The 22,580-nt window shown below is 58.0% G+C and carries 19 protein-coding genes; 7 read left to right on the forward strand and 12 right to left on the reverse strand.

Features of this window, described 5'->3' with window-relative positions; genetic code table 11:
• Positions 1–158: 158 nt before the first annotated feature.
• From ACIROW_RS18575 to ACIROW_RS18615, 9 genes are all read right to left on the reverse strand, one after another.
• Complete coding sequence (locus ACIROW_RS18575) at positions 159–932, reverse strand: sulfite exporter TauE/SafE family protein (protein WP_402277926.1); 774 nt, start codon at positions 930–932, stop codon at positions 159–161.
• 218 nt (positions 933–1,150) lie between these two features.
• Positions 1,151–3,154 (reverse strand): UvrD-helicase domain-containing protein, encoded by a 2,004-nt coding sequence (locus ACIROW_RS18580; protein ID WP_402277927.1) that lies wholly within the window; start codon positions 3,152–3,154, stop codon positions 1,151–1,153.
• Between the two features lie 147 nt (positions 3,155–3,301).
• On the reverse strand, positions 3,302–4,294 hold the full coding sequence (locus tag ACIROW_RS18585) for a branched-chain amino acid ABC transporter permease (protein ID WP_402277928.1): 993 nt from the start codon (positions 4,292–4,294) through the stop codon (positions 3,302–3,304).
• Positions 4,295–4,304: 10 nt separating this feature from the next.
• The gene (locus ACIROW_RS18590) at positions 4,305–5,189 is read right to left on the reverse strand and encodes a branched-chain amino acid ABC transporter permease (protein ID WP_402277929.1); all 885 of its coding nucleotides are present in this window, start codon (positions 5,187–5,189) and stop codon (positions 4,305–4,307) included.
• A gap of 160 nt (positions 5,190–5,349) precedes the next feature.
• Positions 5,350–6,561: an ABC transporter substrate-binding protein gene (locus ACIROW_RS18595; RefSeq protein ID WP_402277930.1), complete on the reverse strand. Its 1,212-nt coding sequence runs from the start codon at positions 6,559–6,561 to the stop codon at positions 5,350–5,352.
• 246 nt (positions 6,562–6,807) lie between these two features.
• Complete coding sequence (locus tag ACIROW_RS18600; RefSeq protein WP_402277931.1) at positions 6,808–7,563, reverse strand: ABC transporter ATP-binding protein; 756 nt, start codon at positions 7,561–7,563, stop codon at positions 6,808–6,810.
• 1 nt (position 7,564) lies between these two features.
• Positions 7,565–8,335: an ABC transporter ATP-binding protein gene (locus tag ACIROW_RS18605; RefSeq protein ID WP_116436165.1), complete on the reverse strand. Its 771-nt coding sequence runs from the start codon at positions 8,333–8,335 to the stop codon at positions 7,565–7,567.
• A gap of 223 nt (positions 8,336–8,558) precedes the next feature.
• Positions 8,559–10,193: a GMC family oxidoreductase gene (locus tag ACIROW_RS18610; RefSeq protein ID WP_402277932.1), complete on the reverse strand. Its 1,635-nt coding sequence runs from the start codon at positions 10,191–10,193 to the stop codon at positions 8,559–8,561.
• A 64-nt stretch (positions 10,194–10,257) separates the two neighbouring features.
• Positions 10,258–11,775, reverse strand: coding sequence for a CoA-acylating methylmalonate-semialdehyde dehydrogenase (locus ACIROW_RS18615; protein WP_402277933.1), 1,518 nt, complete (start codon positions 11,773–11,775; stop codon positions 10,258–10,260).
• A 191-nt stretch (positions 11,776–11,966) separates the two neighbouring features.
• Here ACIROW_RS18615 and ACIROW_RS18620 point away from each other — a divergent pair, with 191 nt between their 5' ends.
• Together ACIROW_RS18620 and ACIROW_RS18625 are read left to right on the forward strand one after the other, a co-directional pair.
• Positions 11,967–12,848 carry a LysR family transcriptional regulator gene (locus ACIROW_RS18620; protein ID WP_402277934.1) on the forward strand — a complete coding sequence of 294 codons (882 nt, stop codon included), beginning with the start codon at positions 11,967–11,969 and terminating at the stop codon, positions 12,846–12,848.
• A 417-nt stretch (positions 12,849–13,265) separates the two neighbouring features.
• A complete protein-coding gene (locus ACIROW_RS18625; RefSeq protein WP_402277935.1) occupies positions 13,266–13,580 on the forward strand; it encodes a 2Fe-2S iron-sulfur cluster-binding protein in 315 nt (104 codons plus the stop codon).
• Between the two features lie 368 nt (positions 13,581–13,948).
• On the opposite strand, the gene ACIROW_RS18630 is transcribed toward ACIROW_RS18625, so the two are convergent.
• Together ACIROW_RS18630 and ACIROW_RS18635 are read right to left on the reverse strand one after the other, a co-directional pair.
• Positions 13,949–15,979 carry an AsmA family protein gene (locus ACIROW_RS18630; protein ID WP_402277936.1) on the reverse strand — a complete coding sequence of 677 codons (2,031 nt, stop codon included), beginning with the start codon at positions 15,977–15,979 and terminating at the stop codon, positions 13,949–13,951.
• A 58-nt stretch (positions 15,980–16,037) separates the two neighbouring features.
• Complete coding sequence (locus tag ACIROW_RS18635; RefSeq protein WP_402277937.1) at positions 16,038–16,997, reverse strand: LysR family transcriptional regulator; 960 nt, start codon at positions 16,995–16,997, stop codon at positions 16,038–16,040.
• 163 nt (positions 16,998–17,160) lie between these two features.
• Between ACIROW_RS18635 and ACIROW_RS18640 the strand changes: the two genes are divergently transcribed.
• The 4 genes from ACIROW_RS18640 (at position 17,161) to dnaA (ending at position 20,989) form a co-directional block, all read left to right on the forward strand.
• Positions 17,161–17,406 carry a hypothetical protein gene (locus tag ACIROW_RS18640; protein WP_402277938.1) on the forward strand — a complete coding sequence of 82 codons (246 nt, stop codon included), beginning with the start codon at positions 17,161–17,163 and terminating at the stop codon, positions 17,404–17,406.
• A 505-nt stretch (positions 17,407–17,911) separates the two neighbouring features.
• Positions 17,912–18,232 (forward strand): hypothetical protein, encoded by a 321-nt coding sequence (locus tag ACIROW_RS18645; RefSeq protein WP_402277939.1) that lies wholly within the window; start codon positions 17,912–17,914, stop codon positions 18,230–18,232.
• 302 nt (positions 18,233–18,534) lie between these two features.
• Entirely contained in the window at positions 18,535–19,302 is a 768-nt protein-coding gene (locus tag ACIROW_RS18650; protein WP_402277940.1) for a class II glutamine amidotransferase, read from the forward strand.
• A 250-nt stretch (positions 19,303–19,552) separates the two neighbouring features.
• Complete coding sequence (dnaA, locus tag ACIROW_RS18655) at positions 19,553–20,989, forward strand: chromosomal replication initiator protein DnaA (RefSeq protein ID WP_402277941.1); 1,437 nt, start codon at positions 19,553–19,555, stop codon at positions 20,987–20,989.
• Positions 20,990–21,151: 162 nt separating this feature from the next.
• On the opposite strand, the gene ACIROW_RS18660 is transcribed toward dnaA, so the two are convergent.
• Positions 21,152–21,397 (reverse strand): hypothetical protein, encoded by a 246-nt coding sequence (locus ACIROW_RS18660; protein WP_402278055.1) that lies wholly within the window; start codon positions 21,395–21,397, stop codon positions 21,152–21,154.
• On the opposite strand from ACIROW_RS18660, the gene dnaN reads away from it, so the two are divergent.
• Entirely contained in the window at positions 21,320–22,426 is a 1,107-nt protein-coding gene (dnaN, locus tag ACIROW_RS18665; RefSeq protein ID WP_402277942.1) for a DNA polymerase III subunit beta, read from the forward strand. The two genes, ACIROW_RS18660 and dnaN, sit on opposite strands and share 78 nt — an antisense overlap.
• Positions 22,427–22,580: the final 154 nt, after the last annotated feature.

The raw sequence follows: 22,580 nt of genomic DNA on the forward strand, positions 1-22,580 counted from the left end.
TTCACGTGAAACAATTTGAGGTTGGATTAGTATGCGCTGGGTATGGGCCCACTTGCGACGGACAAACAAAAAGGGAGGACTTCGCCTCCCTTTTCAACGACACCGATACCCTCCAGCGATTGTTTCACGTGAAACAATCGCTGAAAACTATGCGTCCTTCATTTTAAAAATGCGTCGTAGCCGGTCTTCAGAATTAGCGCGCTCACCACTAACAGGAAAAGTTTGCGGACAAAGCTGCTGCCATGCTTCATCGCCAGGCGGGTACCGACCAAAGAACCGCCGATATTGAACACCGCCATCAGCAGGCCCAACTGCCAGATCACGTGGCCGCTGTACGAGAACCACACCAGCGCCGCCAGATTGGTCGCAATGTTCACGACCTTGGACACCGCGGACGCACGCAGGAAATCGTAGCCAAAGATACGCACGAAGAGGAAGACGAAGAAGCTACCGGTGCCCGGTCCGAACAACCCGTCATAGAACCCTACCCCGGCACCGACCAGAATGGCGTAGAGTCTTTCCTTGCCTCCGGACAATAGCGGTGCATGGTGCTGGCCGAAGTCCTTCTTCTTCAAGGTATAAATCGCCACCGCCAGCAAGATAAACGGCAAGGCCTTGCGCATCAATTCAGTCGGCACGTGGGTAACCAGGTAGGCGCCGCAAAAGGACAAGGCAAATGCCGCCAATGCCGCCGGCGCCGCGGCAGCCCAGTGGATGCGGACCTTGCGGGCGAAATTGATCGCAGCCGCACTGGTACCCATGACGCCTGCCACCTTGTTGGTGCCGAGCAGCGTGGCCGGCGCAACGTTGGGAAAGACCGAGAACAAGGTCGGGATCAGCACCAGGCCGCCGCCGCCGACCACCGCGTCCACCAGGCCGGCGACGAATGCACCGATGCAGAGAATCACATAATTGGAAAAGAGATCAGGCATGGACATCTGCCTGCGTGGACATACAGCGCGGGAAAAACAACGACATGGGAGGCTTTCGCAAAACGGGAGAAGGGAAATAACTTGTCGACGCGGCACCGACAAATGCGCGTGTAGCAAGCAGGAAGCACTGTCAGAGCGACAAGCATTTTACTCCTGCGACCCGCCCTTCTCCACTCCTATCAGATACAGGTATCCGACACCGTGCGAAGCGAACGACGTTACTTGCGCACACGATCCATCAGGACGCTGCGCTGCCCCGCATGTTCTTCATCGGGTTCAAACAAGGAGAGGCTGGAGATGGCCCGCGTCATCGCCACATAAAAATGGCGCACCTCTTCGGCGATATCCCGCAAGCGAGGGAATTCATGCCGCTGCAGATAAGGCACCAGCACATGCGGCCACTGCCGCCCTTTCGCTGCCTGGATGGTTGTCAGCGTCAATTGCCGGCGCGACTGGATGGCGTTCCGATTCTTGCTGACCTTTTGCTGGCGCAGATGCAACTCGGCGAGGAAGTCCGCCGCATTCATGTCGGGGTGACGTGTCGCAAAGGCGATGAAGGTCTGGATCGACTTGGCCGCCGACGTCGCACGGCTGCGATTGATGAAGGCCCTGCTGGTGGCGTCGACCAATGACAGCTGACGATTGGCGAAGTTGAGCAACTCCGCCGCGCTGCTCTCCTCGTTCAGCTTTTGTAATTCTTTCACGACATCGGTGAAGCGCTGCTTCCAGCGCAGCGTCATGTCGTCGTCCGTATCACGCGGTTTGCAGAGCACCGCTTCGAAAAAATCCTTGAGCGCGTTCGGCTGTTCCGCAATCATCCGTTGCGCTTCCTCGAACCAGGTACCTTCGGCAAAGTAACCACGCTCCCAGTCTTCGGACGACTCCCCCACCGGCAAATACAGGGAAAATCCCATGACCATGCGCTTGATGCTTTCCTTGTCGCCTTGCAGTGTCGCGAACGCGTTGCCGGCCATATGCAGCAGACCGCGCAGCATCAGGATTTCGGGACGGTGGAGGTAAGACTCGATGTCGTCGCAGTAATACGGAATGTTCTGGTCGAGCAGCAGGTTTTCGATCTCGATGGTCTGGTCCGGCTCGCGCACGATGATCGCGATGTCGGAGTAACGCGTGTCGGCCCGTGCCTTCACCAGCGCTTGCACCTGCTGCGTCACTTTCGCGGCGCAATCACCGGGCAAGGTCGGGTCGTAAGTCAGGCGCTTGATTTCTGTGTACAGATCTTCATGCGAGGCGCATTTGCGCGCCGTCAGGCGCTGCGCGAGCTTGGACAGTGAAGACCCGAAACGATAGGATTTCCCCAGCGGCAGATACTGCGCATTGGGGAAGGCCATTTCAAAACCGGCGGTGGAATAGACAATATCGGCGCCGCGTGCGGAGTTGATAATTTGATAACGATCGCCTACCGCAACCAATTTATTTCCCCGCAGCAATAACTGCAACAAGCGAAATTCCGCCGCATTGATGTCGTGCCATTCGTCGATCAGATACAAGTCCTTGGCCGGCAGGATGTCCAGTGCAGACGGATGATTGCTCAGCAGCTCAACCAGGTCCGGCACCAGATCCGCGGCGCTGCGCCATTTGTACTCGCCGGGATAAGTTTGCCGTTGCCTCTCATAGGCGATGCCGATTTCAACCGCTTCGATCTGCGTGCCGAACTGCGTCGACAGTTGATCGAGGTCGTCATAATCCAGCTCCTCGTCATGGAAGCGGTGCGAAGCCAAGCTCGCCTTGAAGCGGTACAGCAGCGAGAACATTTCCTCGGCGTTGGCGCTGTTTTTCTCGAAGGAAAAATCGAAGCCGTTGTCGCTTCGCCCTGCTCTTCCCTCATGGCGCGCCAACACGCTATTGGCAGCGGCGACCAGATGCGGGCGCAACTCTTCATCCGAGGCATAGTAGCGCGTCTTCTCCAGCGTCAGCGCTTCGCCCAGCTGCGCCAGGCACTCACGCGCGTACGCTTCTACCGTATTCAAAGGCACCGGCCTGGCGACGCCCTCCTCGTACAGCTTTTCACGGAAGCGCTTGTTTGCGCCTTCCGAGAAACACAGGCATTGAATCTGATGTGCACCCATTCCCCTCGTCAGGGCCTGCTTCACCAGCATCGCCAGCGTCGTGGTCTTGCCCGAGCCGGCAACCGCCTCGATCATGACGATCTGGGCGTGACACTTCAAAATCTCAATCTGCTCGTCGGTCTGGGGCACTGCCATTCAATTCTCCGGGATACGCTTGTCTGCATCATTGCGCGTGGCGACACTGTACAAGCAAACCGGCCGGCGTCAAATGAAAACTGCCGCCGGACAGCTGAGCTGTGCGGCGGCAGTTGCCAGGTTCGCTGTAATCAGCGCATCAGTGCATCAGTGCGACGTGCTTGCCGAACGTTTGTTGAACAGGTTCAGGATCTCACCCACGATGCCGCGACGGAAGGCCAGCACGCAAACGATGAAGATGAAGCCCGTCACGATCGTCACCGAATCACCCAGCGTATTGAACCACTCGATGTGCGTCACGGACGCCAGCCAGTTGCCGATGTCGCCCAGCTTGTTCTCCAGCATGATGATGATCACCGCGCCGACGATAGGACCGATGATCGTGCCCAGGCCGCCGACCAGCGTCATCAGCACCACCAGGCCTGACATGCTCCAGTGCACGTCGGTCAGGGTTTCAAAGCCCAGCACCAGCGCCTTGGTCGAACCGGCCAGGCCGGTCAGCGCCGCCGACAGCACGAACGCCAGCAGTTTGTAGCGGTCGACATCGTAGCCCAGCGAGATCGCGCGCGGTTCGTTTTCCTTGATCGCCTTGAGCACCTGGCCGAACGGCGAGTGGATGGTGCGCACGATCAGGGCGAAGCCGGCAATCGCGATCGCCAGCACGACGTAGTACAGGGTCATGTCGCTGGACAGATCGATGAAGCCGAGCAGCTTGCCGCGCGGGATGCCTTGCAGGCCGTCTTCGCCGCCGGTGAACGGTGCTTGCAGCGCAACGAAGAACAGCATCTGCGCCAGCGCCAGCGTGATCATGGTGAAGTAGATGCCCTGGCGGCGAATCGCCAGCAGGCCCATGACCAGGCCGATCAGCGCGCCCGTCAGGGTGCCCAGGATCAGGCCGATTTCCGTCGGCACACCCCAGGCCTTGATCGCCTGGCCGGCCACATAGCCGGCGCCGCCGAAGAAGGCCGCATGGCCGAACGACAGCAGGCCGGTGTAACCGATCAGCAGATTGAAGGCGCACGCGAACAGCGCGAAGCACAGCATCTTCATCAGGAACACCGGATACAGGCCGAACGGCGCCAGCAATGCCAGGATCAGCAGCACGACGTAAAAGAGTTTCTTGTTCAATGGGTTGTTCATCTTGTGCGCCTTATTTCTCTTTACCGAACAGACCGGCCGGACGAATCATCAGCACGATGGCCATGATGATGAAGACGACGGTTGCCGACAGTTCCGGATAAAACACGCGGGTCAGGCCTTCGACCACACCCAGGCCGAGGCCGGTGACGATGGAGCCGAGGATGGAACCCATGCCGCCGATCACCACCACCGCGAACACCACGATGATCAGGTTGGAACCCATCAGCGGCGACACCTGGATCACCGGCGCTGCCAGTACGCCGGCGAATGCCGCCAGCGCCACGCCGAAGCCGTAGGTCAGCGTGACCATCAGCGGCACGTTGATGCCGAAGGCTTCCACCAGCTTCGGGTTCTCGGTACCGGCGCGCAGGTAAGCGCCCAGACGGGTCTTTTCGATCACGAACCAGGTCGAGAAGCACACCACCACCGACGCCAGCACAACCCACGCGCGGTAGTTCGGCAACACCATGAAGCCCAGGTTGGTCGCGCCCTGCAGCGCGTCAGGCACGGAATAAGGCTGGCCGGAGACGCCGTAGATCGAGCGGAACACGCCTTCCACCATCAGCGTGATGCCGAAGGTCAGCAGCAGACCGTACAGATGGTCCAGCTTGTAGAGCCAGCGCAGCATGGTCTTTTCGATCACGATGCCGAACGCGCCGACGATGAGCGGCGCCAGGATCAGCATCGCCCAGTAATTGATATTGAAGTAGGTCAGCCCGATCCATGCCGTAAAAGCGCCGAGCATGTAGAGGGTGCCGTGTGCAAAGTTGATCACGTTGAGCAGGCCGAAGATGACCGCCAGTCCCAGCGACAGCATCGCGTAGAACGAGCCGTTCACGAGGCCCAGCAGCAGCTGGCTCAACAAGGCTTGCAGGGGTATGCCGAATAATTCCATAGAAACTCATTCATTCCGATTGACCGGATGTCGTACGGCGGACCGCACGTTTCCGGCTGATCAAATACAACAAGAAAAATCTGTCATCCCCGATTCTTCAACAGAAATCAGAAATGACAGATCCTTTTGGTGCGTTGATTGCCCGTCGATTACCGGCGGATTATTTCCAGGCCGAGCACTTGGATTCAGCCTTGGTAGTCCAGGCTTGTTCCGCAGGGATGGTCTGGACCAGCTTGTAGTAGTCCCATGGATACTTGGACTCGGCCGGTGTCTTGACCTGGTACAGATACATGTCGTGGACCACGCGGCCGTCGGCGCGCAGGTAGCCGTTCTTCTGGAACACGTCGTTGAACTTGGTCTTGCGCAGTTGCGCCATGACCTTGTCGGCGTCATCCGAACCGGCGGCCTTCACGGCTTGCAGGTACTGCAGCGCGGAAGAGTAGTCGGCGGCTTGCAGGCTCGACGGCATCTTCTTTTGCTTTTCGAAGTAGCGCTTGGCGAACTTGCGGGTCTCGTCGTTGGTGTCCCAGTACCAGCTGTCGGTCAGGTACATGCCCTGGGTCAGCTTTGGCGTGAGCGAATGCACGTCGTTGATGAACACCAGCAGGCCGGCCAGCTTGGCGGTCTTGGTGATACCGAACTCGTTGGCTGCCTTCACCGAATTGATGAAGTCGCCGCCGGCGTTGGCCAGGCCGATGATCTGGGCCTTGGAAGTCTGTGCCTGCAGCAGGAAGGACGAGAAGTCGGATGCGCCCAGCGGATGCTTGACCGAACCCACGACCGTGCCGCCGGATGCCTTGACGACGGTGCTGGTGTCGGCTTCGAGCGAGTGGCCGAACGCGTAGTCGGCAGTCAGGAAGAACCAGCTCTTGCCGCCTTGCTTGACGACTGCCGAACCGGTGCCCTTGGCCAGTGCGACGGTGTCGTAGGCGTAGTGGACGGTGTACGGCGAGCATTCTTCATTGGTCAGGCGGGCCGAGCCGGCGCCGTTTTCGATGAAGACCTTTTTCTTTTCGTTGGCGACTTTGGCCATTGCCAGCGCGGTGCCGGAATTGGTGCCGCCGATCAGGACGTCAACGCCCTGTTGGTCGAACCATTCGCGCGACTTGCTGGCGGCGACGTCAGCCTTGTTTTGGTGATCGGCGACGACCAGTTCGATCTTCTTGCCGTTGATCGAGCCGCCCATGTCGGCGATCGCGAACTTGATCGCTTCCGCACCGCCCTGGCCGTCGATGTCCGAATAGACGCCGGAGATGTCGGTGATGAAACCGATCTTGATCACGTCTCCGGAAATCTGCGCCGAAGCCGGTGCCGCGAATGCGAACGCTGCTGCCGCAGTCGACACGGCGAGTGACATTGCCTTTAACTTCATTTCCATCTCCTTTTGTTATAACGCCAGTGATGCTGGTAACGTTGTGATGCCCGCTCAGTAGTAAATAATACAAATACCCAACACTGATTTTTACAAACGCGCGCATGAATGATCACGCGACCGCTCGTCGCACCATGATCCGAAAACCATGGTGCATTCTTTTTATGACTGCTTTATTAATTCAGAATAATGATGCGACAGCTTGAACCGCTTGAATAGCGAAACCTGGCTTATGCGCTTGTTCGCTTATACGCCCAGCAGCTCATTGAGCTTCTGCGTCTTCGACTCGAGTTCCGAAGAAGCGAACGACTCGACGATCTGGCCGTGTTCCATCACATAGAAACGATCAGCCAACGGCGCTGCAAAGCGGAAGTTCTGTTCCACCATCACAATCGTGTAACCCTTGGCCTTGAGCATCAGGATCATGCGCGCGAGCGCCTGCACGATCACCGGCGCCAGGCCTTCGGAAATCTCGTCGAGCAACAACAGGCGTGCGCCCGTGCGCAGGATGCGCGCCACCGCCAGCATCTGCTGTTCACCGCCGGACAAACGTGTGCCCTGGCTGTTGCGGCGTTCCTTGAGGTTCGGGAACATGTCGTAGATCTCGTCGATCGACATGCCCTTGTCGGTCTTCGACACGAACGGCGGCAGCATCAGGTTCTCTTCCGCCGACAGCGACGAGAAGATGCCGCGTTCTTCCGGACAGTAACCGACGCCTTGATGCGCGATCTTGTAGGTCGGCATCGCAATGGTTTCATTGCCGTTGATCTTGATCGAGCCCTTGCGTGCACCGACCAGGCCCATGATGGAACGCAAGGTGGTGGTGCGGCCGGCGCCGTTGCGGCCCAGCAGCGTGACCACTTCACCCTTGTTCACCGACAGGTTGACGTTGTGCAGGATGTGCGATTCGCCGTACCAGGATTGCAGGTCGGAAATCTCAAGCGCCGGGGTACCGCCGGTTGCGGATACAGTACCGCCTTGTTGCAATGTCGCGGTGCTCATATCAGTGTGCTCCTTCCAGCGCGCCGGCGGTGGTGCCCATGTAGGCTTCCATCACTTGCGGATTCTTCGATACCTGGTCATACGTGCCTTCGGCCAGCACGGCGCCGCGTTGCAGCACGCTGATGCGGTCGCAGATGCCGGCGATGACGTTCATGTTGTGTTCCACCATCAGGATGGTCCGGCCGACCGAGACTTTCTTGATCAGCGCAGTCACGCGATCGACGTCTTCGTGGCCCATGCCCTGGGTCGGTTCATCCAGCAGCATCAGTTCGGGTTCCATCGCCAGCGTCGTGGCGATTTCCAACGCGCGCTTGCGGCCGTACGGCAAATCGACCGTCAGCGTGTCGGCGAAACTGGTCAGGTCGACTTCGTCGAGCAAGGCCATGGCGCGGTCATTGAGTTGCTTCAGGCTGTCGCTGCTCTTCCAGAAATGGAAGGACGTGCCGAGCGTGCGCTGCAAACCGATGCGCACATTCTCCATCACGCTCAGGTGTGGAAACACCGCCGAAATCTGGAACGAACGGATGATGCCCTGGCGCGCAATCTGCGCCGGTGCTTCCATCGTGATGTCGCGACCATTGAACAGGATCTGGCCCGAGGTCGGCACCAGGAATTTGGTCAGCAGGTTGAAGCACGTCGTCTTGCCGGCGCCGTTCGGGCCGATCAGCGCATGGATGTGGCCGCGCTCGACTTGCAGGTTGACTTTGCTTACCGCTGTAAAACCCTTGAATTCCTTCGTCAGGTTTTTTGTCTCCAGAATGACATCTGTCATAGTGTCTCTTCTCATTCTTCCCATGAATACCCTGCGTGTGTCCGCAGGGCCGCCTTGTGTAAATCGCTACGCTTCTGGCGCCGCAATCTGAGCCTGTGAGGCTCTCGTGCGAGAGTCTTATTTTTTTAATATCTGGCGCATAGTAGCCGAGTCGTACCATTACTACAATACGTATAAGTACCGTATTGGAGAAAGGTCGAAATTTTTATTTTCGGCGCAACTTTCAAGGCATTCCGCGGCGTGCTGCGCGGATCAATTCTGCTGCCTTTTCGGCAATCATCAGGGTGGGAGAGTTGGTATTACCGGATGTGATGGTAGGCATCACAGAAGCGTCTACCACGCGCAGTCCGGCCACGCCGCGCACGCGCAACTGGCTGTCCACAACGGCTTGTGCGTCATCGGCGCGGCCCATCTTACAGGTGCCGACCGGATGGAAAATCGTCGTGCCGATTTCACCGGCCGCCTTGTATAACTCTTCCTCAGACTGGTATTCCACACCGGGCTTGCATTCGTCGGGTTGGTACTTTCGCAACGCCGGCGCCGAGACAATTTTTCGCGTCAGCTTGAGCGAGTCGGCGGCGACCTTGCGATCGGCTTCCGTACTCAGATAATTCAGCGTGATTTTTGGTGCTAAAGCGCCGTCGTTGCTACCCAGCCGTATATGCCCGCGCGAGGTCGGACGCAGGTTGCACACGCTGGCCGTGAATGCCGGGAACGGATGCAGCGGATCGCCGAATTTTTCCAGCGACAAGGGCTGTACGTGATACTCGAGATTAGCGCTGCTCTGCGACGCATCGGATTTGGCGAATACGCCGAGCTGCGACGGCGCCATCGACATCGGGCCGCTCTGGAACATGGCGTATTGCACGCCGATCATCATCTTGCCGTACCAGTTGCCGGCCATCATGTTGAGCGTCTTCACGCCTTTCACCTTGAACGCCATGCGGATCTGCAAATGGTCCTGCAGGTTTTCGCCGACGCCGGCAAGCTCCTTCACCACCGGAATCTGGTGCTGCTGCAACAGCGCGGCCGAACCGATGCCGGACAATTGCAGGATATGCGGCGAACCCACCGCGCCGGCGGCGAGGATAGTTTCATGTGTCGATTCGGCGTACCACTCGCTGCCGCCGCCGGTGAATTCAACACCGACGCAAACCGGACCCGTGTCGCGTTGTTCGATGCGCAGCCGCTTGACGTGCGAGCCGGTCATGATGTGCAGGTTGCCGGTCTTCATGGCCGGCTTCAAAAACGCTTTCGACGCATTCCAGCGAATGCCGCGTTTCTGATTGACGTCGAAATAGGAACTGCCTTCATTGTCGCCGCGGTTGAAGTCGTCGATCTTGGGAATGCCGGTTTCCGCCGCCGCATCGCGAAACGCGTCGAGGATTTCCCACGACAGCCGCTGCTTCTCGACGCGCCATTCGCCCCCGACGCCGTGGAACTCATTGGCGCCCTTGTAATGGTCTTCGCTCTTCCTGAACAGCGGCAGCACCTGGTCCCAGCGCCAACTGTCGTCGCCGCTCAGTTGCGCCCACTCGTTGTAGTCGCGTTCCTGGCCGCGCATGTAGATCATGCCGTTGATCGACGAACAGCCGCCCAACACTTTGCCGCGCGGATAGATCAGGCTGCGGCCGTTGAGGCCGACGTCGGCTTCCGTGCGATACAGCCAGTCGGTGCGCGGATTGTTGATGCAATACAGGTAACCGACAGGAATATGGATCCACAGGTAATCATCCTTGGCGCCCGCCTCGATCAGCAACACCTTGACGTCGCGATCCCTGCTCAGGCGATTGGCCAGCACGCAACCAGCCGTGCCGCCGCCGACGATGATGTAATCGTATTTACCTGCTGACTCCATATACCTGTCTCCGTTATTTTTATCGATTGTGGTGCGGCGAACTTACTGCAAACTTATGTTGCAATTACTTCGCCACCGGCATCGTGAACTCTGCGCCCTTGCCGATAGTAGCCGACCAGCGCTGCATGATGGACTTATATCGCGTGTAGAACTTGATGCCCTCTTCGCCGTAGGCATGCGTATCGCCGAACAGCGAACGCTTCCAGCCGCCGAAGGAATGCCATGCCATCGGCACCGGAATCGGCACGTTGATGCCGACCATGCCGACCTGGATGCGGCGCGAGAACTCATGCGCCGTGTTGCCGTCGGCCGTGAACAGCGAGACGCCGTTGCCGTATTCATGCGCATTGATCAGGCGCACCGCTTCGGCGAAATCAGGCACGCGCACCACGCACAACACCGGTCCGAAAATTTCCTCCTTGTAGATCTTCATGTCCGGCGTGACGTTGTCGAACAAGGTGCCGCCGACGTAGAAGCCGTTTTCATGACCAGGCACGGTGATGCCGCGACCATCCACCAGCAGCTTGGCGCCGGCCTTGACGCCGTCGTCGATGTAGCCTTCCACCTTGGCCTTGTGCGCCGCCGTGACCAGCGGGCCCATTTCGGCGTCGGCTTCCATGCCGTTCTTGATCTTCAATGCCTTCACGCGCGGAATCAACGCTTCCACCAGCTTGTCGGCCACGCTGCCGACCGCCACCGCCACCGAAATCGCCATGCAGCGCTCGCCGGCCGAACCGTAGGCCGCGCCGATCAGCGCATCGACCGCCTGTTCCAGATTGGCGTCCGGCATCACCACCAGGTGATTCTTGGCGCCGCCCAGCGCTTGTGCACGCAATGGGAAGGTGCCGGCGCGCTTGGTCGCTTCGCTGTAGATGTATTCGGCGATCGGCGTCGAGCCAACAAAGGAAATCGCCTGCACGTCCGGATGCTGCAGCAGCGCATCGACCGCCACCTTGTCGCCCTGCACCACGTTGAACACGCCGTCCGGCAAACCGGCGCGCTTGAACAGGTCGGCCAGCATCAGCGACGGCGTCGGGTCGCGCTCGGACGGCTTGAGGATGAAACTGTTGCCGGTGGCGATCGCCATCGGCGCCATCCACAGCGGCACCATCACCGGAAAGTTGAACGGCGTGATGCCGGCGGTGACGCCCAGCGGCTGGCGCAGGTTCCAGTTGTCGATGCCGCCGCCGATGTTGTCGGTGAACTGGGTCTTCAGCAATTGCGGCACGCCACAGGCAAACTCGACAATTTCCAGCCCGCGCGTGACTTCACCCTTGGCGTCGGAAAACACCTTGCCGTGTTCACGCGTGATCGCCGCAGCCAGGTCATCGTGATGCTGCTCAATCAGCTCCTTGAACTTAAACAGCACGCGGGCGCGCTTCAGCGGCGCGGTCTCGGCCCAGCCCGGCGCAGCGGCGCTAGCGGAGGCGACCGCGGCGTTGACTTCCGCCGTCGAGGCCAATACGACCTGACCCGACACTTCACCGGTAGCCGGGTTGAAAACGTCCTGCTGGCGTCCGCTTTCGGACGGCGCAATGCGACCGTTGATGTAATGCTGGATCGTGGATGGTGCGGCAGTCATAAGTGTCCCTTTGGTATGAAGTGATGTCAGATCGTAGAAAATGGCGTATTTATCTTGTTTTGAGAGAATATCGCGTGGATTCAAAGGAATCCAATCAGTTATTATCAACAGCAATATAAAAATAACTGATAAACCTATCCGGTCCGCAATTGACTGCCGACCGTCTATTTTTCTTTTCCCCGCATTTAGCCATGGATTTCACGCAGTTACGCGCTTTTATCGCCGTCGCCGAGGAAGGCAACCTGACCCGCGCCGCCGACCGGCTCCATGTCACCCAACCGGCCGTCAGCCTGCAGATCAAGTTGCTGCAAGAACGGCTCAATCTGCAATTGTTCGTGCGCACCAGCGCCGGCATGCGGCTGACCAACGAGGGCAGCAAGTTGCTGCCAGTAGCCGAACGGGTCCTCAACACCCTGCAGGAATTCCACCAGCACGCCGATGCCCTGCACACCAGCGCCGGCACCCTGAGCGGCACCTTGTCGCTGGGCACCATCCTCGATCCCGAATTCATACGCCTGGGCGCCTTCCTCAAGCTGCTGGTCGAACGTTATCCCCAATTGTCCACACGTCTTCAACACCATATGTCCGGCTCGGTGCTGCAATTGCTGAAAACCGGCGAGCTCGACGTCGGCTTCTTCCTGGGAACGCCCGGCAAGGGCTTCCACAGCCTCACCCTGACGCCGTTCACCTACAACGTCATCGCCCCCGCAGGTTGGAAGAACCGCGTCGCCGGCAGGGGCTGGAAGGAGCTGGCGCAACTTCCCTGGATCTGGACGCCGCCGGAGTCCGCACATCACCGTCTGCTAAACCGGGTTTTCATGCAATACAAGCTGACGCCCAATACCGTCGCGCTGGTCGATCAGGAATCCTCCATGCTGGACCTGGTGAAATCCGGCGTCGGTCTGTCGCTGGCGCGCGAGTCGATTGCGCTGAACCAAGCGCATGCGCACGGGCTGGTGATCGCCGATGCGGTTGACCTCTCCACCGAGTTGTCTTTCATTGCGCTGGAGAAACGCAAGAACGAACCAGCCATCAGTGCCGTGTTTGCCTTGTTGCAGAACGTCTGGAACTGAATTTGTCACGTTTCCTGTCAGGAATTTTTTAAAGTTTTTCGGAAATGACGTGAAGTTGGTTTTTAAATTAATAGTTTATATATATAAATAGTAGTAGTAGTTAACACAGGCACTTTTCTGTGGATAACCCGGTAAACCTGAATTGAATCATCCACTTGCGAAATTCATAAACGCTTGGCAAGTCTTGTATGAGAAAAGAACACATGTTGGATAGAAATCAGCGTTGTGAAGAACTCTCGAGCTGTCCCCAATCCGCACAAAAGTTATCCAGAGACTTATCCACAGATGGTCTGAAAATCGCTGTTTTTCTTGGTATTTTTGTTGATCAACGTAAAACCATGAACCGATAGCGCATCGATTTTGCCATTTCGACGGTGATGGCCTCAATCAACCCCCCGCACGATACGAATTTTTCCAATGCCCACGGACGAACCACTACCAAAACATGCCTACAAGGTCTCTTTGCTGCCTTCAGGATTGGAATTTGAAGCTGGGGCGGGAAGTTCTCTGCTCAACGCCGCTTTGCGGGCACAAATCCGTTTGCCCAGTTCTTGCCGAAATGGAACATGCCGTACTTGCCTGTGTGTATTGAAAAGCGGAGAGATCAGCTACCAGATTGACTGGCCCGGCTTGACCAAGGAAGAAAAAGCCGAAGGTTACCTGTTGCCCTGCGTTGCGGTCGCCGAATCGGACCTGGTCATCGACGCACCGGATGCCTCTTCCCTGAAATGAAATCGAGGGCATCCCGAGCGAAGCGGGTTTTTTGAAATTTTTGGTTTTTCAATCGGCTTGAAAGAAACCGGTTTTCAGGTTCTCGGGTTTTCAGGGTTTTAGGTTTTTATATAGAAGTTTATATATACAAATAGTAGTAGTAGTTAACACAGGCCTCTTTCTGTGGATAACTCGGTAAACCTTCATCAAATCATCGACTTGCAAAATTCATAACCGCTTGGCAAGTCTTGTATGACAAAAGAACAGTTCGGGGACAGAAATCGCGCCTGTGTAAAACTCGCCATCTGTCCCCAATCCGCACAAACCTTATTCACAAAGTTATCCACAGGATGACGTTCTGATAAGTATCTCTATTGCAAACTGGCAACCTAACGCTTAGCCGCCTCTGGCCTGGTTTTGCCGGGTGGTGGTGCGACCGGTTGCTTCTGCACTTCCTGCAAAAGATTAGCGCAATCGGTTTGTTGTTCACCGCTGATATTGATCAATGGAAGGATGGCCGCCACCGGCGCCAGCACTGCCAACGCTACTGCGCCGCCCGCCTTCAACGCCAGCACTCCCTTGTCGACGCCGACATTCGGATCCTTGAACGGGCCGGTCACGTACAGCGGCGAGCGCAGCGAGATAATGCGCAAGCCCTTGCTGCGTGGATTGATGGTCAGGTTCAGTTTTTCCTGCGCCATATTGACGTCGCCGCTGATGTTGATGATCGCGTCTTCGGTATCCAGCGTGAACATGCGCGCCTGCGCCAGGCCGTTGGTCACGGTGAAGTCGCCGGCCATGCAATTGAGCTTGACCTGCTTGTCGCCGAACAGCTTGGACACCACCACGTTGCCGATGTTGAGGCCCATCTCTTCCAGCAGCAGCTTGCTGATGGCGCCGTGGTTGATCAGTGTCTTCAGTTCGCCGTTGGATGAACCCAGCATCGCCGCCACCGAATTGCCGGTGGCCGTCAACGCCGCGTCGCCGTTGATTTCACCGAAGCTGGTCTGGGCCGCATCGAGGTTGGGGAACAGCTGCTGAATCTTGATCTTGCGCGCCGACAGTTTGACGTCGGACTTCATCTTCGGCGTGCGACCGTCAAGATGCATGGTGGAAGTCAGGTTGCCGCCGGCGATGCCGAAGTTGAGCGGCGTCAGCGACAAGACCTTGTCCTTCAGATGCAGGTCGGCCTGAATATTGTTGACCGGCAGATCCTTTTCCTTGACTACGCGATGCGCGGTCAGCTTGACGTCGGCATCGATCGCGCCCCAGGCTTCGGTCTGGAATTCCTTGACCGGCAACACCTTATCGGTCGGCTGGCGTTCTTCGGCGCCGCGTTTTTCCTTGCTGGCGTTGGAGTCAGCGCCGATCAGCGGGCCCAGGTCTTCAAAGCGCAGCAGGTTGGACACCACTTCGCCCTTGAGCAAGGGACGTGGTTCCTTCGACTGATATTCGAGCGTGCCGCCGATGTCGCTGGAGCCGACCTGACCCTTGAATTTTTCATAGGTCCAGGTGCTGCCGTTCTTTTCGCCGACCGGATTGAGCTTGCCGATCAGATGGCCCGAGGTGGAGAACGGTGGCGTTTCCGGCAACAGCACACCGGTCAACGGGAACAGATGCGCCATGCTGTCGCCGGACAGGTTCAGCTGCAGGTCGAGCGCGGCCAGTTCCTGCGGTTTGGTCAGCGTGCCCTTGACGGCGATGCGCGTCTTGCCGACGCGCACGTCAGCTTCGAGCGGATACGGCTTGCTCTCATCCTGCAGCGACAACACGCCGCCGGCCTTGCCTTCGCCATTGATGTCGGCCTTGTTGAAGGTGCCCTTCACGTTCCAGCCAAGGCCGTAGATTTTTTCCTTGGCGGGATCGAGCGTGTCGATTTCAGCACGCGCCTTGGCTTTTTGAATGGCGTCGTCGAGCTCGACCACGCCTTTGCTGATCACGATTTTTTCAGGACGGAATTGCCAGGTTGACGGACCGTCGTCGGACTTGAAGGTCCAGTTGTTGACGGCGTCTTTCTTGCGCAGCAACTGCAGGTAGGGATCCTGGGCTTCGAGATCGGGCAGCACGATCTTGTGCTGCAGCAGCGGCCAGGGATTGAGCGTGACGTTGAGTTGCCTGACGGTCGCCATGTTGGAATTGGCCGGCGCCCAGTCCGGATTGCCGAGCACGATATCGTTGGCGCTCACATGCGGCCACGGTATCCATCTGGCCCAGCTGGTCTGCGGAGAATCAGGCTTGCGCCATTTGACGATGAGGTCGCCCTGGATGGCGAAGTGGCGCCCGGTGGCGTCGCTGACGCGCTGGTTGATCCAGGGCCGCGCGCGATTCCAGTCGAAAGTGATGATCAGAATGATCAACAACGCGATCAATGCGATCACGCCGGCGAGACTGAACCCGATTATTTTTGATGTCCGTGACATAAACCATCCCAAAGTGATTGTTTTACGCCGACGGAATCAAGAAAAAATCAGGGTATCGTCAGCGCTTCATGTTGATACGACCGAATTCGTCATGAGTTGTTGCAACTAAATGCGCACGCAGCCATTTATGGGCCGGATTTCGCGCGTCCCGTTCATGCCACAACATGTCTACATGCTCCTCCGGCGTTTTGAACGGGAGCTCTTTCACCACAAGGACTTCCGTCATGCCGGTGGCGGCAATGAGATGGCGCGGCAGCACCGTGATCAGCTCCGAACTGGCGACGATGCGACCGGCCGTGAAGAACTGGTTCACCGTCAGCAAAATCTTACGTTCGCGTCCCATTCCCGCGAGGACATCATCGATCACGGCGTGGGGTTTGCCTGACAGACTGACCAGCAAGTGGTCGGCGGCGCAATACGTGTCGAGTGTCAGTTCCTTGTCGGCCAGCGGATGGTTCTTGTGCATCACGCAGACATACTGGCCGGTGTAAAGACGTTCATGGCTGATCTGGGTCTTGACCGTGCCCTGGCCGTCGGCCAGTTGCGCCGTCACGCCCGGGAAAAATCCCACCGCCAGATCGACGTCGCCGCGCAGCAGCATGGCGCGCGGGTCGCGTGTGGTCAGCGGCATCATGCGGATCTTCAGGCGCGGCGCGTCGCGCATGATGGTGCGCACCAGAGACGGCAGCCACAGCGCCGCAGTCGCATCGACCATCGCCATGCGGAAGGTATTCTGCGCGCGCGTCACGTCGAAGGTTTCGGGGGTGATCACCGCTTCCAGTTCCGACAGCGCGCGACGCACGGTCGGCCACAGTTCTTCTGCGCGCGGCGTCGGCTTGACGCCGTGAGCGGTGCGGATCACCAGTTCATCGTTGAGTGTGTCACGCAGGCGGCGCAGCGCGTTGGACACGGCCGGCTGGGTCATCGCCAGCAGATTGGCCGCGCGCGTCAGGTTTTGCTCCGTCATCACGGCGTCAAAGACGCGCAACAGGTTCAGGTCGAGAGTAAGGAAGCTCATGTCAGCCGCGCCCCATAAGGCAGAGAAAGGGAAAGAGAAAAATCCCGGGTAAAAAATTAGTATTCACAAACGGTATAACTGATATCTGAAAACGAAATTGGTAAAGGCAGTCGGTCATCATTACACTGCAATGCAACATAACACATTTCGCAAGGAGTCCATCATGACTACATTGACCGCCAATTACTCGTCGAAGACCACTGCAACCGGTTCCAGCAAGCTCGGCGCCGCACTGCGCAGCATTTTCGTCCGCTTCGTCCAAGCCCACGAATCGCAAGCCGCCCTGATGACCGCTGACTACAACAGCAAGGTCGAAGGCGCTTCGCAACTGAACCGCCTGGCCAACAAGTTCGAATCCAGCCAGCCTAACCTGGCAGCTGAACTGCGCTTCATCGCGTCGCGCGGCTAATCAGCAGCTTCTTCAGATTCGACAGGCCGGCAACATCAGGCAACATCGGGCGACAGAATCTGGCAACAAGCTTTTGCAGCAACACTACAGTATGGCGATGTAGTGCGCGGAACCACCCGGTAACGACGCATTTCAGCGCTTCTGTAGGGCAACAACGGTTTCAGTCCTGAGCTTCTCAGGCCCGCGTCCTGGCGCGTATGCAGGCAAACAAGCCCGCAGCGATCGCGCGACATGGGAATCTGTCCGGCGTCTCCTCCTCCCTCTTTAGGAAGGATTTCCCCGCAAGCTTCGGCTTTGCGGGGATTTTTTTGTCTTCGGAGTCCGGTGATTGTTCGAGAGCCCCCTCCACAAGCCTTGAGCATACTGCATCCCGTGCCTTATTCACAATCCCTATATCTGATATCCCCAGTCTAAATTGGCACTCCCGTGCTGAAAAACCTATACTGCATTGCAACAACAGAGCAATTACGCTCAAAAGCAGTTTCATATCAGGGAAATCAATATCATGTCCGTCCTCGCCATCGCCTTTCCAGTTGAAGCCGCCGTACCGGTCGCGCAATCGCTGATCGGAGCCAGTCTCGCGCTGACGCGTCCGCTGCTGGGCCTGGGTGCGCTCGTGACCCTGCTGATGGTATTCAAGCCCTTGCTGGCCGGCATCATGCGCGCCGTCGTCGCCTTCTTCGTGCCGCGCAAGTCGTTCGAGCAACGTGTCGCCGCCCACCGTTTCAGCGGCGTGCGCATGCTCAACCGCATGGCCAACGACTACAGCGGCAGCCAACCGAATTTTGCAGCCGAGCTGCGCAACCTGGCCGCGCGCGACAACTGATCGCCGCCAGGGAGTAAGCCTGACTCAAGCTTATTGGTAAGGCATATTTGTAACGCTCATTTAAGATTAGCAGTACGTACCGCGTCTCCTCCTCCCTCTTCAGGAAGGATTAGCCCCACGAGCCCCAATTCGTGGGGCTTTTTTTATGTGCCTTCACTTATTTGACTGTCATTTGTGGAAATCAACCGGGTTTTCGGCGATTTCACCCGACAACGGCTTTCTCGCGCCATGCCCGCGTGATAACGTAGGGTCTGGTTTTCCTCTCTTCTTTATTACTCCAGCCTCACCGCTTCGCCGACATCATGTGCCAGTTACTCGGGATGAATTGCAACACGCCCACCGACATCGTTTTCAGTTTCACCGGTTTTGCAACCCGCGGCGGTTTGACGGATCACCACAGCGACGGCTGGGGCATCGCGTTTTTTGAAGGTTCCGGCGTGCGCCACTTCGTCGACTACCAGTCGGCGGTCAGTTCGCCGGTGGCCGAACTGATCAAGAGCTGCCCGATCAAGTCGCAGCACGTCATCGCCCACATCCGCAAAGCCACGCAAGGCCGCGTCTCGCTGGCCAATTGCCATCCCTTCGTGCGCGAGCTGTGGGGGCGTTATTGGGTATTCGCCCACAACGGCGATCTGAAGAATTTCACCCCCACGCTCGACGGCCCTTACCGCCCGGTCGGCACCACCGACAGCGAAATGGCGTTTTGCTACCTGCTGCAGGAACTGCGCACGCGCTTTGGCGACACATTGCCGACGTTGGCGGAATTAACGCCGGTGTTGCGCGAACTTACCGCAAATATCGCCGGACATGGCCCGTTCAACATGCTGTTGTCGGACGGCTCGGCGCTGTTTTCGCATTGCTCGACCAATTTGTATTACATCATCCGCCAGCACCCGTTTGCCTCGGCACACTTGTCCGACCAGGACGTCTCGGTGGATTTCTCCGAAGTCACCACCGCCAATGACCGCGTCGCGGTCATCGTCACCCAGCCCCTCACCACCAACGAGACCTGGACCCAGTTCGCCCAGGGCGAACTGAAAGTCTTCGTCGACGGCGCCGTGGTCGGCTAAGTTATCCGGGCGGCAAGTTTTCGCCGCCGGACTCCCTGCCTCTTTATGTCGCACTCCTTCGATATTTCCGGCGAAGCTTTTGCCAGCTATCGATATACATTTTTACTCTGTCAAAAACCGCCCCTGCCTGTGGATAACTTTTCCCGGTCAGAGTAAAATGGCGCACTTATTGTGTTGATATCGGGCGCTCCAGGATTCCTTCAGCCCAAGCCGGTCAATACGCATCCCACCCGTTTTTATAAGAAGATTCATGGAAAATTTCTGGCAAGCTTGCTCCGCAAAGCTGGAGCAAGAGTTGACGCCGCAGCAATACAGCGCATGGATCAAGCCCCTCGCCCCGCTTGATTACGAAGATGGCCGCTTGCGCATCGCCGCGCCCAACCGTTTCAAGCTCGACTGGGTCAAGACCCAGTTCGCCAGCCGCATCACCACCATCGCCTCGGAATACTGGGAAACCCAGATCGAAGTCCTGTTCGTGCTCGACCCGCGCGTCGGTGAAGCACGCCGCGCCGCCGCAGCCGCTGCACCGCAGGGCTCGGATCAGGGCCAGGGCGCCGGCCCCGGTCAACCTCACCGCGTCGGCAACATCCTCGACGGCTATCCGACCGGCATCCAGGAATCCATCGTGCAGCCGGCGCCGCCGCCGCATGTGGCGCCGCGCCAGGAACTGTCGCGCATCAACTCGGTGCTGACCTTCGACAACCTCGTCACCGGCAAGGCCAACCAGCTCGCGCGCGCCGCCGCCACCCAGGTCGCCAACAATCCCGGCGTGTCCTATAACCCGCTGTTCCTGTACGGCGGCGTCGGCCTCGGCAAGACCCACGTCATCCACGCGATCGGCAACCAGGTGCTGGCCGACAACCCCAACGCCAAGATCCGCTACATCCACGCCGAGCAATACGTGCGCGATGTGGTCACGGCCTACCAGCGCAAGGGTTTCGACGATTTCAAGCGCTATTACCACTCGCTCGACCTGCTGCTGATCGACGATATCCAGTTCTTCGGCGGCAAGAGCCGCACCCAGGAAGAGTTTTTCTACGCCTTTGAAGCCCTGATCGCCGCCAAAAAGCAGATCATCATCACCAGCGACACCTATCCCAAGGAAATCAGCGGCATGGATGACCGCCTGATCTCGCGCTTCGATTCCGGCCTGACGGTCGCCATCGAGCCGCCCGAGCTCGAGATGCGCGTCGCCATCCTGATGAAAAAAGCCACCCTCGAAGGCGTGGTCCTGTCCGACGACGTCGCCTTCTTCGTCGCCAAGCACCTGCGCTCCAACGTCCGCGAGCTCGAAGGCGCGCTGCGCAAGATCCTGGCGTACTCGCGCTTCCACGGCAAGGACATCACCATCGATGTCGTCAAAGATGCATTAAAAGACCTCTTGTCAGTCCAAAATCGTCAGATCTCCGTCGAAAACATCCAAAAGACCGTCGCCGACTTCTTCAACATCAAAGTCGCCGACATGTATTCCAAGAAGCGTCCGGCCAATATCGCCCGTCCGCGCCAGATCGCCATGTACCTGGCCAAGGAACTGACCCAAAAGAGCCTGCCGGAAATCGGCGACCTGTTCGGCGGCCGCGACCACACCACGGTGCTGCACGCGGTCCGCAAGATCTCCGCCGATCGCACCAAAAACCCGGAATGCAACCACGAGCTGCACGTGCTCGAGCAGACCCTGAAAGGTTGATCCGGCAACCCCAATTTACTGCTGTAACTGGGGTTGATTTGATACAATGAGAGAGTTGGTCCGGTTTGCCTTGGCGGTGTTTTTGTTGTCATTTAAGCACTGCGGGAGATAGGCAAAACCGTAAGCGAGGATGGCATCGTCGCGCTGCAGTAAAAGCGCCGGTCAGTGGTAAGTCGGCGCAAACGCAACGAAGCCCTTTTCAAATTGCAGCGCATTTGCAGAAACTCCGGCAAAACTGGGCGCAAACGGTTGACCATGCCGGATTGCAGACAGAATTTGAAAGCGGCTTTCAGCATCCTTTAAACCATTATCAACAAGGATAAAAAGACTATGCAATTGGTCAAAACCCAACGAGATACGCTTCTCCGGCCACTGCAAATAGTGAGCGGTATTGTCGAGCGTCGGCACACATTGCCGATTCTGGCCAATATCCTCATTCGCAAGGACGGCGAAAAGGTGTCTTTCCTGTCCACCGACATTGAAGTGCAGATCACCACGCACGCCGAAGTCGGCTCCGGCAGCGAAGTCACCGCCACCACCGTCGCCGCGCGCAAGCTGCTCGACATCCTGCGCGCCCTGCCCGACTCGGGCGAAGTCACCGTCACCCTCGCCAACAAGCGCCTCACGGTGCAGTCCGGCAAGTCGCGCTTCGCACTGCAAACGCTGGCCGCGGAAGAATTCCCGACCGTCGCCCAGGCCGAGCACTACAACGCCCAGGTCACGCTGCCGCAAAAGACCCTGAAGCACCTGTTCAACATGGTCCACTTCTCGATGGCGCAGCAAGACATCCGTTACTACCTCAACGGCTTGCTGCTGGTCGTCGAAGGCAAGAACGTGATCGCGGTCGCAACAGACGGTCACCGTCTGGCGTTCTGCCAGGTCGCCACCGAGCAAGAGTTCCCGCGCCAGGAAGTCATCATCCCGCGCAAGACCATCATCGAACTGCAGCGCCTGCTGGAAGAAAACGACGACCCGGTCCAGCTCGAGATCGCCAACAACCAGGTCAAGCTGACCTTCGCCGACATCGAGCTGATTTCCAAGCTGGTCGAAGGCAAGTTCCCCGACTACACCCGCGTGGTGCCGAAGGGCTACAAGAACAACTTCACCATCGGCCGCGAACAGCTGCTGCGCTCGCTGCAACGCGCCGCGATCATGACCAGCGACAAGTTCAAGGGCGTGCGCTGGGTGGTTGCTCCCGGCAGCCTGAAGATCAGCTCCACCAACGCCGATCAGGAAGAAGCGGTTGAAGAACTCGAAATCGACTACGGCGGCGACAGCGTCGACATCGGTTTCAACGTCACCTACCTGCTCGACGTGTTGAACAACCTCAAGGGCGACTTCGTCAACATCGCCCTGGGCGACGCCAACTCCTCCGCATTGATCACCATTCCCGACAATGCCGATTTCAAATACGTCGTCATGCCGATGCGCATTTGATTTCAGTTAGCCGAAAGCAGACGAGGGGCCGTGCATACACGGCCCTTCGCCACTTTCAGGAATTCGGTTTTGCATCGGCATTGCGTCGATATTGCGTTAGTTTTGCATCTTCCTCGCACCGGATTCCACCAGTTTCAGAGCAATACCCGTGTAT

Source organism: Herbaspirillum sp. NPDC101397 (genome assembly GCF_044767325.1).
Taxonomy (GTDB): Bacteria; Pseudomonadota; Gammaproteobacteria; order Burkholderiales; family Burkholderiaceae_D; genus Herbaspirillum.

Bases quoted from the DNA above. Each gene is read 5' to 3' on its own strand.
- ACIROW_RS18575 (WP_402277926.1), bottom strand. From the start codon at position 932: ATGCCTGATCTCTTTTCCAATTATGTGATTCTCTGCATCGGTGCATTC.
- ACIROW_RS18580 (WP_402277927.1), bottom strand. From the start codon at position 3,154: ATGGCAGTGCCCCAGACCGACGAGCAGATTGAGATTTTGAAGTGTCAC.
- ACIROW_RS18585 (WP_402277928.1), bottom strand. From the start codon at position 4,294: ATGAACAACCCATTGAACAAGAAACTCTTTTACGTCGTGCTGCTGATC.
- ACIROW_RS18590 (WP_402277929.1), bottom strand. From the start codon at position 5,189: ATGGAATTATTCGGCATACCCCTGCAAGCCTTGTTGAGCCAGCTGCTG.
- ACIROW_RS18595 (WP_402277930.1), bottom strand. From the start codon at position 6,561: ATGAAGTTAAAGGCAATGTCACTCGCCGTGTCGACTGCGGCAGCAGCG.
- ACIROW_RS18600 (WP_402277931.1), bottom strand. From the start codon at position 7,563: ATGAGCACCGCGACATTGCAACAAGGCGGTACTGTATCCGCAACCGGC.
- ACIROW_RS18605 (WP_116436165.1), bottom strand. From the start codon at position 8,335: ATGACAGATGTCATTCTGGAGACAAAAAACCTGACGAAGGAATTCAAG.
- ACIROW_RS18610 (WP_402277932.1), bottom strand. From the start codon at position 10,193: ATGGAGTCAGCAGGTAAATACGATTACATCATCGTCGGCGGCGGCACG.
- ACIROW_RS18615 (WP_402277933.1), bottom strand. From the start codon at position 11,775: ATGACTGCCGCACCATCCACGATCCAGCATTACATCAACGGTCGCATT.
- ACIROW_RS18620 (WP_402277934.1), top strand. From the start codon at position 11,967: ATGGATTTCACGCAGTTACGCGCTTTTATCGCCGTCGCCGAGGAAGGC.
- ACIROW_RS18625 (WP_402277935.1), top strand. From the start codon at position 13,266: ATGCCCACGGACGAACCACTACCAAAACATGCCTACAAGGTCTCTTTG.
- ACIROW_RS18630 (WP_402277936.1), bottom strand. From the start codon at position 15,979: ATGTCACGGACATCAAAAATAATCGGGTTCAGTCTCGCCGGCGTGATC.
- ACIROW_RS18635 (WP_402277937.1), bottom strand. From the start codon at position 16,997: ATGAGCTTCCTTACTCTCGACCTGAACCTGTTGCGCGTCTTTGACGCC.
- ACIROW_RS18640 (WP_402277938.1), top strand. From the start codon at position 17,161: ATGACTACATTGACCGCCAATTACTCGTCGAAGACCACTGCAACCGGT.
- ACIROW_RS18645 (WP_402277939.1), top strand. From the start codon at position 17,912: ATGTCCGTCCTCGCCATCGCCTTTCCAGTTGAAGCCGCCGTACCGGTC.
- ACIROW_RS18650 (WP_402277940.1), top strand. From the start codon at position 18,535: ATGTGCCAGTTACTCGGGATGAATTGCAACACGCCCACCGACATCGTT.
- dnaA (WP_402277941.1), top strand. From the start codon at position 19,553: ATGGAAAATTTCTGGCAAGCTTGCTCCGCAAAGCTGGAGCAAGAGTTG.
- dnaN (WP_402277942.1), top strand. From the start codon at position 21,320: ATGCAATTGGTCAAAACCCAACGAGATACGCTTCTCCGGCCACTGCAA.